The sequence below is a fragment of the uncultured Propionibacterium sp. genome, from assembly GCF_963539965.1.
Lineage (GTDB): Bacteria > Actinomycetota > Actinomycetes > Propionibacteriales > Propionibacteriaceae > Propionibacterium.
Genome location: NZ_CAUTOU010000019.1, coordinates 1 through 13,232 on the forward strand (window position 1 = coordinate 1; position 13,232 = coordinate 13,232).

Consider the following 13,232-nt stretch of genomic DNA (forward strand, 5'->3'; position numbering starts at 1 on the left):
GACCGTACTCGGCCGATGGAACTGGTGGGCGCCGAAACCACTGACCAGACTCCACAAGCATCTACGCCGGCAGGACTGAGGAGTCCGGGCAGCCCGCGGGGGCGCCCAGGCGCTGCCGATCAGTGGCGTCCTCGGACGATCCGGCTGGCCCTGCGCCACAGGACGCCTCCATTGCCCTCCTGACCGGTCTGCACGTAACTGAGCACATTCGGATTGCGCAGGACGACCTCGACGTCACTGCGGCCCCGGTCGGAGCCGGCGACGAGCAGCCGGTCCCCGGCGGCCAGCTCGTACTCGGGCCCGGGGCGGTCGACCGTCTTGCCGCCGCGGCGCACCATGAGGACGACGGCCTCGCTGCGCCAGCCGCGCGAACTCGGGTCGGTGAGCAGGTGCCCCACCGTGACGGTGCGCCCCTGCCCGAGCGCCTCGCACACCGCCTCGGCACTGCTGCGGCGCAGCACGACGTCCCACAGCTCGGGGATGCGCCCGCGCCCGTAGCGAGCCAGGCGATCGCTCAACAACTTGCACTCCCGCTCGGAGTACTGGCTGATGCGTTTGAGGTACTGGCCCAGTAGCGGCGTGGTGATACGGGCCAGGAACTCCTGGGCGACGATGTGGCTCGGCACCATGCACAGGTCATCGGTGAAGGTGTTGAACAGCGGGGCGTTGGCCGTCTGGTTCTGCCGGGTGACGACGAAGACGCTCGGGTTCAGATCGCGCGCGGTCACGGCGATGGCGAGGTTCTTCGTATCGGAGGCGTTGCCGGCCACGATGCCATCGGCCCGCCTGACGCCGGCAGCGAGCAGGGACTCGGAGTCGATGCCGGAACCGCGCACGTCCACTCCGCCCTCGTCGTAGTGGGCGACGTCGATGACCGTCACGTCGATCCCGGCGCCGCGCAGTTCATCGACGACGGCGTGGCCGAAGCGCCCGTAGCCGCACATGATCCACTTGCCGCGCGGGGGCTGGTGGGGCTCGGGCATGGGCTCGCCCTCAAGGCCTATGAGCGTCTCGCGCAGGCGGTAGCGCTCGGGGGCGGTGATGGCGGCGGCGAGCTGACGGGCGAAACGCTGGAAGGGGTTGACGATCAGATCGCCGCCGAAGACGCCGACGTGCGTCTCGGCCTCCCGATTGCGGATGCGGGCCAGGACGGCCACACGGGGAGCGAGCAGTCGGGTGGTGACGGCGACCGCCTGGTTCTTCTCGTCGTCGTCGGTCAGGGCCATGACGCCCCGGCAGTGCGGGGAGACGAGCCCGGCGTCCGACAGCACCTGGGGCTGAGAGGCGTCGGCGGCGATGAGCAGCGGATCCTGGTGGAACTCCTCCAGCCGCAGGCGGGCCAGACGGTCCTCGTCGCGCTCGATGACGATGAAGCGCAGGCGCAGGCGGTCGAGACCGTGGCAGACGAGCATGCCGGTCTCGCCGGCGCCGACGACGATGTAGAAGGACTCCCGGATCGAGTAGATCTTGCGGGTGCCGCGGGCCTGGCGCAGGGCGTTCTGGAAGGCGCTCTCCTGCAGCAGGGCCAGGATGTTCACCAGCGAGTAGAACCAGCCGATGACCGTCGCGTAGATCGTGCCGAGCATCCATATGCGCTGAGCCGTCGAATAGGCCTGCGGGATCTCGCCGAGGCCGATCGTGGTACCGGTGAAGCTCACCACGTAGAAGGCGTTGAACATGCCCATCGGTTCAGTGGGGGCGCCCTGCGCATCGACGCCGGGGATGAGACTCAGCCCGAGGGTGCACACCGCGTAGATGCCGATGAGCAGGAGCAGGGGGAAGCGCATCCTGCGCAGGATCAGGTAGAAGACGTCGGTCAGCGCCCCCTGACGCTGCAGCCGTGTCGAGCTGGCCGGCATGGTGGGTTCAGCGCCTGATCTGGATGATCTCGCTGATCATGAGGACGACCGAGACGAGGTTGGCCAGGAGGGCGCCGCCCGACATCGAGACGACGAGCGAGATGTGGCCGGACGTCATCTCGGTGGCGGCGATCTGGGTCGCCCACACCCAGATGATCGCGGCGACCGCGAGCTGCAGATCGGCCACCAACGAGGTGGCCAGGTGGACGGCGCCCAGCTGGGTACGATCGCCGAACTTGAGCACAGTGGTGATGAGGCTGACGACGAGGGCCGCCGCCAGCTCGTAACCGTTGTGCAGGGCCGGGTCGTCGATCCGGCCCAGGAAGAAGCCGAGGTTCAGCGCCGCGGCAAGGGTGACGAAGAAGCCGAAGACGACCTTTTCCAGATTCATGGCACTCCCATCTCGACGCCCGGGGCCCACCCTATTACCGATGGGCGTCCTCGCCCCACCCCCTCGCCCCGCGGGCCGGCGGGTCCACAATGGGGTCATGGACATTCGGGTCGTGCGCGGGGACATCACCACCATCGAGGCCGACGCCATCGTCAACGCGGCGAACCCCTCGTTGCTCGGCGGCGGGGGCGTCGACGGCGCCATCCACCGGGCGGGCGGCCCGGAGGTGCTCGAGGCGTGCCGGGCGCTGCGGGCGACCAGCCTGCCCGACGGTCTGCCGCGCGGGCAGGCGGCCGCGACGACGGCCGGGCGGCTGCCGGCGCGCTGGGTGATCCACACCGCCGGTCCGGTGTTCTCACGCGCGCAGGACCGCTCGGGGACCCTGGCGGACTGCTACCGCAACTGCTTGGCCGTGGCCGACGAGCTGGGCGCGGGCAGCGTGGCCTTCCCGACGATCTCGGCCGGCGTCTACGGCTGGCCGGTGCAGGATGCGACGGCCATCGCGGTGGACACGCTGGCCACGACCCCCACACGGGTGCGCACGGCGATCCTCGTCGCATTCAACGACGCGTCCTACCGGGGTTATGCGCGGGCGGTGGCGGCGCTCGGCGACTGAGGGGACCCGGCGGGGCGGCCGCGTCCACAGGGCACAGGGGTCTCAGTCCTTGACCGCCTCGGTCCTGCCCCTCCTCCAGGAGCCGGTGAAGGCGATGACGAAGACGACCACGACGAGGGCGATCGCGACGTAGTTGGCGATCCTCGAGTAGACCGCCAGGATCGCTGTGATGGGCGAGCCCATTGCATAACCGAGCCAGGCGCAGCCCAGCAGCCAGATGAGGCAGACCGTGCAGTCCATGGCGATGAAACGCCTGATGCTCATCCGGTTGGCCCCGGCGAGGACGAAGACGACGGCCATGAGCGGCAGCGGGATGGGCAGATAGGCCAGGAACATGCCGAACCACCCGGCCCTGTCGGCCCAACATTCGACCCGCTCGTAGCGGCGCCGGGCGCGCTCGGACCGGCCGGCCCAGACCTCGATCATCCCCCGGCCCCACAGCTTGCCGGCCCACCAGTAGACCCAGTCGAGCTTGCAACTCATGATCATGCCGACCACCATGACGAGCCCCCAGGGGACCGCCGCCCGGTAATCGCCCTCGCGCAGCAGGGCGCCCAGCGTGGCGCTGCCCGTGCGCGAACCCGTGACGGCCACGAGCGCAGGAATGCGACTGGTCGAGCCGAGCAGCCAGGCGCGCAGCGGCAGCAGGGCAAGGCTGAGGACGGCCAGGACGCCCATCCAGGCCAGGCACGCGATATCGGATCTGCCCGGCTTGTGCTTCCAGGGCATGGCGGGGTCGTCCCACCAGTCCTTGTCCTGGTCGGCGGCCGCGTCCTGATCGACGCGCCTGGGCTCATGACTCACTTGGCCAACGCTACCCCGCGGGCCCGAAAAGGGTGCTCGAACCGGCGGGCAAGCAGGGATGAACCGGGTCCGATCCGCACTGGGCCGCCTGGAGACGAGGATTCAGCCGGTCCGGACAGACGCTGGCGGAGCTGTCCGCGGGGCGCACCGTGATCGCCATCGCCCACCGTCTGTCGACGATCATGAGCGCCGACCGCGTCTACGTCCTGTCGGGGCGCGAGAACGGCGGGCCGCCCCGTATCGTCGAGCACGGCTCCCCGGCCGAGCTGGCCGCGGGGTCTCAGCCCTCGTAGCCGCCGGAGAGCCAGCGCAGCGCGTAGCTGACATGCAGCTCGGCGCCGATCGGCAGGGACGCCTCGTTGAGCGCGAACTCATAGGTGTGGTGCGCATGGCTCGTGGCGGGCGTGCCGCCGGAGCCGACACGGGCGTAGACGCCCGGCGCATGGTGCAGGAAGACCGCGAAGTCATCGCCACCGGCGCTCTTCGGGGTGTTCGTGACGACCTGATCGACACCGGGCACCCCGAGGGCGACCTTGGCGGCGAGGCGCGAGGCCTCGGGATCGTTGTCGAGCACGTCGGCGTAGACGGCGCGGGTGAACTCGGCGGTCGCGCCGTGGGCGCGGGCCGTGCTCCGGGCGATGCGCTCCAGCGAGGCCAGCACCTTGGCCCGGACCTCCTCGTCGAAGGCGCGCACGGTGCCCTCGATGTGGGCCGAGGAGGCGACGATGTTGTAGCTTTCCCCCGAGGAGAACGTGCCGATGCCCACGACGGCCTCGTCGAAAGGACTCAACTCGCGGGCCACGATCTGCTGGGCCTCCACGACGATGGAGGCGCCCGTGACGAGCGCGTCGTGGCACAGGTGCGGCTTGGAGACGTGACCGCCCCTGCCGCGGACGTCGATCGAGAAGTGGTCGACGCTGGCCCACTGGGGGCCGGCCGTCGCGCTGACAGTACCGGTCGGCAGGTCGGAGGCGAAGTGGAAGCCGAAGACCTGGTCGAGGCCCTCGAGCACGCCGGCCCTCTCGAAGATGAGACCGCCGGCACCGATCTCCTCGGCCTGCTGGAAGGCGAACCGGATGGTGCCGTTGAAATCGGCACGATGCTCGGCGAGGATCTCGGCCGCGCCGAGCAGGGCGCTGACGTGGCCGTCATGACCGCAGGCGTGGTTGGCCTCGCTGGTGGTGTTGGCCCACTCGGCGCCGCAGTCGTCGCGCAGCGGCAGGGCGTCGATGTCGGCGCGCAGCAGGATCGTCGGGCCGGGACCGGTGCCCCCCAGCGTGCCGAGCAGGCCGGTCCCACCGACCCCGACGTGGTCGATGCCCAGCTCGTCGAGGCGGTCGGCGATGTACTTCGAGGTGCCGAACTCTTTCAGGCTCGTCTCGGCGTGCTGGTGCAGGTAGCGGCGGTCCGCGATGATGCGCGGCGCGAGGGCCTCGATCTCGGCGTGAATGCTCTGCTGGTTGAAATCCATCATGCCTCCGCGGCTGCGGTGACCCGGGCCGGTCCGTGCGGACCCGGGTCGCCCGGTGCCGGATGCGCGCGAGCGGCTCAGCCGGCCGTCCGCGAGGCCGAGGCGCTCGGGGCGAGCGACGGGGCGCCGTCCCACACCGGGAACTGGGAGCCCTTGTAGGCATCGGCGATCGTCTGGGCGACCTCGTCGCTCTGGAAGTACCTCACGACCGTCCTGTAGGTCTCGTTGTCCACGTCGGAGGCGCGGGCCGCGATGACGTTGTAGTAGGGCCTGGAGTCCTCGCCGACCTCCTCGCGCAGCAGCGCGTCCTGGCTCGGCAGCAGACCGGCGTCGACGGCGATGTCCGCGTTGATCGCGGCCAGGTCGGCGTCATCCAGGGACCGGGCGATCTGCGCGGCGTCGAGTTGGGTGATCTGCAGGTTCTTGGGGTTGTCGGTGATGTCCTCCGGAGCGGGGGTCAGGCCCGCGTCCGGGTTCACGGCGATCAGACCGGCCTTCTCCAGCAGCTTGAGGGCGCGCCCGCCGTTGGAGACGTCATTCGGGATCGTCACGGTGGCGCCGTCGGCCAGCTCGTCGACCGAGCCGACCTTGTGCGAGTACAGACCCATGGGCTCGATGATCGTGTACCCGATCGAGGTCAGGTCGGTGCCGTGCTCGGAGTCGTAGGTCTCCAGGTAGATCTGCGTCTGGAAGCTGTTCAAGTCGACCGAGCCGTCCGACAGCGCCTGATTGGGCTGGACGTAGTCGGAGAACCTCACCAGCTCCACGTCGATGTTCTCGTCATCCTTGAGGTTCTCGGCGGCGGTCTCCCACGGCTCGTTGTTGTCGCCGTAGACGCCGACCCTGACCGTCGTCTTGTCCCTGCCGGACGAGTCCGAGGACGAGCCGGAGCAGCCGGCCAGGCCGACGGTCATGACCAGGGCCAGACCCGCCGCCGCGAGCTTGAGCTTCATCGTTCTTTCCTCCTACTGGTTGTGGCTGCCGTGCAGCGCCCGGCGGCGCCGCACGGTGTTCGTCGTGCTCATGGTGGACGTCGAGTGGTCGGAGCCGGTCCGGCACGCCCGGTCGCCGGCGCTCAGCCGGCCGTCCGCGAGGCCGAGGCGCTCGGGGCGAGCGACGGGGCGCCGTCCCACACCGGGAACTGGGAGCCCTTGTAGGCATCGGCGATCGTCTGGGCGACCTCGTCGCTCTGGAAGTACCTCACGACCGTCCTGTAGGTCTCGTTGTCCACGTCGGAGGCGCGGGCCGCGATGACGTTGTAGTAGGGCCTGGAGTCCTCGCCGACCTCCTCGCGCAGCAGCGCGTCCTGGCTCGGCAGCAGACCGGCGTCGACGGCGATGTCCGCGTTGATCGCGGCCAGGTCGGCGTCATCCAGGGACCGGGCGATCTGCGCGGCGTCGAGTTGGGTGATCTGCAGGTTCTTGGGGTTGTCGGTGATGTCCTCCGGAGCGGGGGTCAGGCCCGCGTCCGGGTTCACGGCGATCAGACCGGCCTTCTCCAGCAGCTTGAGGGCGCGCCCGCCGTTGGAGACGTCATTCGGGATCGTCACGGTGGCGCCGTCGGCCAGCTCGTCGACCGAGCCGACCTTGTGCGAGTACAGACCCATGGGCTCGATGATCGTGTACCCGATCGAGGTCAGGTCGGTGCCGTGCTCGGAGTCGTAGGTCTCCAGGTAGATCTGCGTCTGGAAGCTGTTCAAGTCGACCGAGCCGTCCGACAGCGCCTGATTGGGCTGGACGTAGTCGGAGAACCTCACCAGCTCCACGTCGATGTTCTCGTCATCCTTGAGGTTCTCGGCGGCGGTCTCCCACGGCTCGTTGTTGTCGCCGTAGACGCCGACCCTGACCGTCGTCTTGTCCCTGCCGGACGAGTCCGAGGACGAGCCGGAGCAGCCGGCCAGGCCGACGGTCATGACCAGGGCCAGACCCGCCGCCGCGAGCTTGAGCTTCATGGGGTTCTCCTTCCTGTTCCTGCTGGGGGTCTCCGAGCGGGTCAGTGGGTGATCCGCCTGACCAGGAGATCGGCGATCGCCTGGGAGACGTAGACGAGGACGAGGATGATGAGCGTGCAGACGACGGTGACGTCGTTCTGGAATCGGTTGTAGCCGCGGGAGATCGCCAGGTCGCCGAGACCGCCGCCGCCGACGATGCCGGCCATCGTCGTCAGGCCGATGAGGCTGATGATCGTCAGCGCCGAGACGCGGATGATGCCCGGGCGGGCCTCGCGCAGGTAGACGCGGAAGATGATCCCCACCGGGCTCGACCCCATCGCCTGGGCCGCCTCGACGACGCCCGGGTCGACCTCGAGCACGGCGTTCTGGATCTGGCGGGCGTAGAACGGCACGGTGCCGATGACCAGCGGGACGAGGGCCGCAGTGGTGCCGATCGTCGTGCCGGTGATGATGCGGGTCAACGGCCCGACCAGCGCGATGAGGATCACGAAGGGGATCGAGCGGAACAGGTTCACGAGCTTGTCGAGGATCCAGTACAGGCGCGGGTGGGGCAGGATGCCGTGCTCGTCGATGACGACGAGGACCGTGCCCAGGACGATGCCGAGGACGCCGGCGATGAGGGCCGAGACCGCCGTCATGTAGAGGGTCTCGATGGTGGCGTCCCACAGGTCGCCCGGCTTGCGCATGACATTCGGCATGAGCGTGCTGAGCCAGTCGGTCATTGCTGCTCCTCCTGGTCGCCGTGGACGGATTCGACGGCACCGGCGGCCTCCGCCGCCGCGCGCCGGCGGATGGACTCGATCTCGGTGTCGCTGTAGTTGTGCACTCTGACGCCCGACCGGGTCAGCCAGCCCTCGGCGGCGTCCAGGTCGGGCCGGGCGCCGGACAGGCCGAGGAGCAGGTTGCCGACCGGGGTGCCGGCGATGACCTCGACGTTGGCGAACAGGATGTTGGCGCTCACGTTGTAGTCGCGGGCCAGGGCGGCGACCATCGGGTCGCCGGTGGAGCCGCCGGCGAACCGCAGCGAGACGAGGCGGTCGTCGGTACCGCGCCTGATCAGGTCGGGATGGGTGATGACCGTCGTGATGCCCGCCTCGACGTGGTTGGCGGTGTCGATGAAGTCGCGGGTGAGCGACTGGTGGGGATCGGTGAAGACGCCGACGGTGGAGCCGCGCTCGATGATGCGCCCCTCCTCCATGACGGCCACGTGCGAGCAGATCTGCTTGATGACGCCCATCTCGTGAGTGATGAGGACGACCGTCAGGCCGGTCCGGGCGTTGAGCCGGCCGAGCAGGTCGAGGATGCCGCCGGTGGTCTTCGGGTCGAGAGCGCTGGTGGCCTCGTCGCACAGCAGCACAGAGGGGTCGTTGGCCAGCGCGCGGGCGATGGCCACGCGCTGGCGCTGCCCGCCGGACAACTGGCTGGGGTAGGCCTCGGAGCGATCCGCCATGCCGACCAGCTCGAGCAGGCTCATGACGTGCTCGCGCACCTGGACCCTGGTCCTGCCGCCGCCCGCCAGCGGATAGGCGACGTTGTCGTAGAGCGTGCGCGAACCGAGCAGGTTGAAGTGCTGGAAGATCATGCCGATGCGCTTGCGGGCGGTGCGCAGTCGGACCGGGGAGAGCTCCGTCATCTCCTGCCCGTCCACGCGCACCGAACCCGCCGTCGGCCGTTGCAGCAGGTTGATCGTGCGCACGAGGGTCGACTTGCCGGCCCCCGAGTAGCCGACGATGCCGTAGACGTCGCCGTCGTCGACCGTCAGGTCGACGTCGCGCACGGCGCGAATGGTCTCCCCCGGCCCGTGACCGGGGAAGGTGACGCTGACGCCGGTGAGTTCGATCACCTGGTTCACCTCTCGTTTCCGGCCGCACCTCGACCGTGATGGGTTGACGGAGAAAAGGGCCCGCAACGGCGCGCACGCACGTGATCACAAGCCGACAAGGATGGATGCCTCCGGGCCAATACGCCATGTGTCGGCGCGCCGGGTCGGAGGAACCGGGCGCGGCAGCCGGGGCTCAGCGGATGCGACACATGGCGCCGGTCATTCGACAACCGGCGACGAAGGTACGCATCAGGGGAAATTCCACGGGCCCAATGATGCCCGAGAGCGCCGGATGTGGCAAGCTCCCGGCCCGGACCCGCCAGTGGCCGCCCGCGGTGCGGGGCCGGCGCCCGATGGATCGGGTGCGTCCCGTGTGCGAGAATGGGGGCGGATGAAGACGTCCTTCGTCCGCTCTACTACGGATCGTCGGGCACGTTCCTGCCCGTGGAAAGGATTGGTGGCATTCATGGCCACTGTCAATTACAAGGACGCAACCCGTACCTACCCCGGCGCCGACCACGCCGCGGTGGACAAGCTCAATCTCGAGATCGGCGACGGCGAGTTCATGGTGCTCGTCGGCCCCTCCGGCTGCGGCAAGTCGACGTCGCTGCGCATGCTGGCCGGTCTGGAGGAGGTCAACTCCGGTTCGGTGTGGATCGGCGACCAGGAGGTCACCGATCTGGCGCCGAAGGACCGCGACATCGCCATGGTCTTCCAGAACTACGCGCTCTACCCGCACATGACCGTCGCCGACAACATGGGCTTCGCGCTCAAGATGAAGGGCGTGGCCAAGGACGAGCGCGAGGCCCGGGTGCTCGAGGCCGCCAAGCTGCTCGGTCTGGAGGAGCTGCTCAGCCGCAAGCCCAAGAACCTGTCGGGTGGCCAGCGCCAGCGCGTCGCCATGGGCCGCGCCATCGTCCGCGACCCGCAGGTCTTCCTCATGGACGAGCCGCTCAGCAATCTCGACGCCAAGCTGCGCGTGCAGACCCGCACCCAGATCGCCGCCCTGCAGACCCGTCTGGGCGTCACCACCGTCTACGTCACCCACGATCAGGTCGAGGCAATGACGATGGGCGACCGCGTCGCCGTCATGAAGGACGGCGTGCTGCAGCAGGCCGACCGTCCGCTCGCCCTGTACGACAGCCCGAAGAACCTCTTCGTGGCAGGTTTCATCGGCTCCCCGTCGATGAACCTGCTGCCCGCCAGGATCGTCGACGGCGGCGTCGAGGTCGACGGCCACGTGGTCGCCGTTCCCCGCGAGGTGGCCGGGCGCGCCACCGGCGAGGACGTCGTGCTGGGCATCCGGCCCGAGAACTTCGAGGTCTCGGGCACCGGCGAGGGCGTTACGATGGCGATCACCGCGGTCGAGGAGACCGGCGCGGACTCCTATCTGTACGGCTCGCTGGTCGGCGCCCCGCCCGACCAGCAGGTCGTCGCCCGCGTGACGACGCGCACCCCCCCGGCGCGGGGGGAGCAGGTCGTCCTGCACGTCGACCCGGCGAAGGTGCACGTCTTCGACAAGAAGACCACCGAGAGGATCTCCTGACCGAACCATCGGCCCACCCGCCGTCCCCGCACGCGGACCGCCGCCCGGCCCGGCGGGTGGGCCGCCATCGTCTGAACAGGGCGGGGTGACGCCCGCCAGCACGACCAGGAGGCGCCATGGGCCAGGACCAGCCCGAACTGTCCCCGCTGGGCCGCGCCGTGCGCGCAGGCTTCGGCACGGACTCCCAGTACGGCTCGGTGACCCCCGCCCTGCACCCGAGCACCAACTACCGCTTCGCCGGCATCGGCCAGGCCAAGCCGGCCTTCGACTACTCCCGCTCGGCCAACCCGACGCGCGAGCTGCTGGCCCGTACGCTCGCCGATCTGGAGCACGGCGCCGACGCCACCGTCACCGCCTCGGGCATGAGCGCGATCACCGCCACCGTCGAGGCCCTCGTCGGCCCCCGCGGGCGCGTCGTCGCCCCGGCCGACTGCTACGGCGGCACCTGGCGCCTGCTCGACCATCTGGCCGCCCGCGAGCGCATCAGGGTCGATTTCATCGACATGTCCGATCTCGACCAGGCCAGGGCCGCGCTGACCGCCCCGGCCGAGCTGGTCCTCGTCGAAACCCCCTCGAATCCGCTCATGCGCATTACCGACATCACGGCGACCGCCGAGCTGGCGCACGCCCGGGACGCGCTGCTCGTGGCCGACAACACCTTCTGCTCGCCGGTCCTGTCGAACCCGATCGACCTGGGCGCCGACGTGGTGCTGCACTCCACCACCAAGTTCATCAACGGCCACTCCGACGTGGTCGGGGGCGTGGTCGTCTCGCGGACCGCCGAGCTCGGAGAGCAGGTGCTGCACTGGGCCAACGCCCTCGGCCTGACCGGCGGCGCCTGGGACTCCTGGCTGACGCTGCGCGGCCTGCGCACGATCGACGCCCGCATGCGCGTGCACGAGGAGAACACGGCCGCCGTCGTCGAGCTGCTGCGGGCCAGCGAAGCGGTGTCACGCGTCAACTACCCGGGCCTGGCCGGTCATCCCGGGCACGACCTGGCGGCCCGTCAGCAGAGCGGTTTCGGCTCGCTGCTCAGCTTCGAACTGTCCGGCGGGCTGGAGGCCGTCAAGGCCTTCGCCACGGGCCTGGGCGCCATCGACCTGGCCGAGTCCCTGGGCGGCACCGAATCGCTGCTGGCCCACCCGGCGACCATGACGCACGCCGGCATGACGCCGCAGGCGCGCGCAGCGGCCGGCATCACCGACTCCCTGCTGCGCCTGTCGGTCGGCATCGAGCCCATGGCCGATCTGCGGGCCGACCTGACCGCAGCCCTCGAACGCGCCGCACGGGCCTGAGAGCGGCCTCGGCCGACATCCCGGGCGCACCGGCCCGGGTGCCGGTACGGCCCGTCGGCGAATGGCACACTTGTTCCGTGCCACGATTCCTGTCAGCGAAGCCGGATGCCCGGCTCATCCCCCTGCCCTGGGGCACCCCGCTGGCGCAGTGGCCGATCGAACACCTCGTCGCGCTGCCGCGCGGCATATCGCGCCACGTCGTCCGCTTCATCAAGGTGGACGACCAGGTTTACGCGGCCAAGGAGGTCGTCGAGCGCCTGGCGATCCACGAGTACCGGCTGCTCCACGACCTCAGGCGTCTGGGCACGCCGTCGGTCGAGGCCGTGGCCGTGATCAGCGGGCGCGTCGACCCCAGTGGCGAACCGCTCGACTCGGTGCTCGTCACCAGGCACCTGGACTTCGCCCTGCCCTACCGCTCGCTGTTCACCCCCGGCGTGCGCCACGACACCGTCATGCGCCTGCTCGACGCCATGATCGTCCTGCTGGCGCGCCTCCACCTGCTGGGCTTCATGTGGGGGGACGTCTCGCTGTCGAACATCCTCTTCCGCCGTGACGCCGGCGCCTTCGCCGCATACCTCGTCGACGCCGAGACCGGCGAGTTGCACGACCAGCTCACCGACGGCCAGCGCGCCCACGACCTGGAGATCGCGCGCATCAACATCTTCGGCGACTTCTGCGATCTGGAGGCCGGCGGCCTGCTGGACGAGTCCCTCGATCCGCTCACCCTGGTCGAGACGATCGAGTCGCGCTACGGGGAGCTGTGGAACGAGCTGACCGGCCTGGAGGAGTTCTCCGGCTCCGAGCTGTACCGCATCGAGTCGCGCGTGCGGCGCCTCAACGCCCTCGGCTTCGACGTGGCCGAACTGGACATCCAGACCAGCCCCGACGGCCGGACGGTCTCGATCCAGCCGAAGGTCGTCGACGCGGGCCACCACTCCAGGCGCCTCATGCGCCTGACCGGTCTGGACACCGAGGAGAACCAGGCCCGGCGCCTGCTCAACGATCTGGACACCTTCCGGGCCCGCATGGGCCTGCAGGACGCCGACGAGGCGGTCGTCGCCCACCAGTGGCTCACCGAATGCTTCGAGCCCGTCATCAACGCGATCCCGCCCGAGCTGCAGGGCAAGCGCGATCCCGCGCAGATCTACCACGAGGTGCTCGACTACCGCTGGTACGAGTCCCAGCGCGAGAGCCGCGAGGTGCCCCTGCTCGAAGCCACCAGCGGTTACATCAACGACGTCCTGAGGACGCTGCCCGACGAGGCGATGAGCGACGACGCGATCCTGCAGGTCGAGGGCGGCGGGCGCCGCCTGGCGAATCCCTACGACCCCTCGATGGGCTACATCGACGAATCGGATGAGGACGAGGAGCCCGTCCACGACCCGTGGGAGCCCGCGCCGGACGCCGACGCCGGGCGGGCCGGCTTCTTCGACATCGACACGCTGCGCGAGAAGGGCTGAGGGCGTCCCGGGCGGCG

Annotated in this window: 13 protein-coding genes; 5 read left to right on the plus strand and 8 right to left on the minus strand. The window is 69.8% G+C overall.

Features of this window, described 5'->3' with window-relative positions; all coding sequences use genetic code 11:
• Positions 1 to 119: 119 nt before the first annotated feature.
• The gene (locus R2N01_RS05090) at positions 120 to 1,859 is read right to left on the minus strand and encodes an NAD-binding protein (RefSeq protein ID WP_316669110.1); all 1,740 of its coding nucleotides are present in this window, start codon (positions 1,857 to 1,859) and stop codon (positions 120 to 122) included.
• Between the two features lie 7 nt (positions 1,860 to 1,866).
• Positions 1,867 to 2,250, minus strand: a complete 384-nt coding sequence (locus R2N01_RS05095; RefSeq protein ID WP_316669111.1) for a DUF6394 family protein — start codon at positions 2,248 to 2,250, stop codon at positions 1,867 to 1,869.
• A gap of 97 nt (positions 2,251 to 2,347) precedes the next feature.
• On the opposite strand from R2N01_RS05095, the gene R2N01_RS05100 reads away from it, so the two are divergent.
• Positions 2,348 to 2,866: an O-acetyl-ADP-ribose deacetylase gene (locus R2N01_RS05100; protein ID WP_316669113.1), complete on the plus strand. Its 519-nt coding sequence runs from the start codon at positions 2,348 to 2,350 to the stop codon at positions 2,864 to 2,866.
• Between the two features lie 42 nt (positions 2,867 to 2,908).
• Here the strand turns inward: R2N01_RS05100 and R2N01_RS05105 are convergent, their stop codons facing one another.
• Positions 2,909 to 3,670: a VTT domain-containing protein gene (locus R2N01_RS05105; protein ID WP_316669116.1), complete on the minus strand. Its 762-nt coding sequence runs from the start codon at positions 3,668 to 3,670 to the stop codon at positions 2,909 to 2,911.
• A gap of 149 nt (positions 3,671 to 3,819) precedes the next feature.
• Between R2N01_RS05105 and R2N01_RS05110 the strand changes: the two genes are divergently transcribed.
• Positions 3,820 to 3,963 (plus strand): hypothetical protein, encoded by a 144-nt coding sequence (locus tag R2N01_RS05110; protein WP_316669118.1) that lies wholly within the window; start codon positions 3,820 to 3,822, stop codon positions 3,961 to 3,963.
• On the opposite strand, the gene R2N01_RS05115 is transcribed toward R2N01_RS05110, so the two are convergent.
• The 5 genes from R2N01_RS05115 to R2N01_RS05135 all read right to left on the minus strand — a co-directional run bounded on the left by R2N01_RS05115 (position 3,951) and on the right by R2N01_RS05135 (position 8,935).
• Entirely contained in the window at positions 3,951 to 5,144 is a 1,194-nt protein-coding gene (locus R2N01_RS05115; protein WP_316669120.1) for an amidohydrolase, read from the minus strand. The two genes, R2N01_RS05110 and R2N01_RS05115, sit on opposite strands and share 13 nt — an antisense overlap.
• A gap of 74 nt (positions 5,145 to 5,218) precedes the next feature.
• Positions 5,219 to 6,094 (minus strand): MetQ/NlpA family ABC transporter substrate-binding protein, encoded by an 876-nt coding sequence (locus R2N01_RS05120; RefSeq protein WP_316669122.1) that lies wholly within the window; start codon positions 6,092 to 6,094, stop codon positions 5,219 to 5,221.
• 122 nt (positions 6,095 to 6,216) lie between these two features.
• On the minus strand, positions 6,217 to 7,092 hold the full coding sequence (locus tag R2N01_RS05125; RefSeq protein WP_316669122.1) for a MetQ/NlpA family ABC transporter substrate-binding protein: 876 nt from the start codon (positions 7,090 to 7,092) through the stop codon (positions 6,217 to 6,219).
• Positions 7,093 to 7,133: 41 nt separating this feature from the next.
• The gene (locus R2N01_RS05130) at positions 7,134 to 7,814 is read right to left on the minus strand and encodes a methionine ABC transporter permease (RefSeq protein WP_316669124.1); all 681 of its coding nucleotides are present in this window, start codon (positions 7,812 to 7,814) and stop codon (positions 7,134 to 7,136) included.
• The gene (locus R2N01_RS05135) at positions 7,811 to 8,935 is read right to left on the minus strand and encodes an ATP-binding cassette domain-containing protein (protein ID WP_316669127.1); all 1,125 of its coding nucleotides are present in this window, start codon (positions 8,933 to 8,935) and stop codon (positions 7,811 to 7,813) included. The genes R2N01_RS05130 and R2N01_RS05135 overlap by 4 nt, the downstream gene beginning before the upstream one ends.
• 445 nt (positions 8,936 to 9,380) lie before the next feature.
• On the opposite strand from R2N01_RS05135, the gene R2N01_RS05140 reads away from it, so the two are divergent.
• The 3 genes from R2N01_RS05140 to R2N01_RS05150 all read left to right on the plus strand — a co-directional run bounded on the left by R2N01_RS05140 (position 9,381) and on the right by R2N01_RS05150 (position 13,215).
• Positions 9,381 to 10,460, plus strand: coding sequence for a sn-glycerol-3-phosphate ABC transporter ATP-binding protein UgpC (locus R2N01_RS05140; RefSeq protein ID WP_316669129.1), 1,080 nt, complete (start codon positions 9,381 to 9,383; stop codon positions 10,458 to 10,460).
• Positions 10,461 to 10,576: 116 nt separating this feature from the next.
• Positions 10,577 to 11,755, plus strand: coding sequence for a PLP-dependent transferase (locus tag R2N01_RS05145; RefSeq protein WP_316669131.1), 1,179 nt, complete (start codon positions 10,577 to 10,579; stop codon positions 11,753 to 11,755).
• 77 nt (positions 11,756 to 11,832) lie between these two features.
• A complete protein-coding gene (locus R2N01_RS05150) occupies positions 11,833 to 13,215 on the plus strand; it encodes a DUF4032 domain-containing protein (protein ID WP_316669133.1) in 1,383 nt (460 codons plus the stop codon).
• Positions 13,216 to 13,232: the final 17 nt, after the last annotated feature.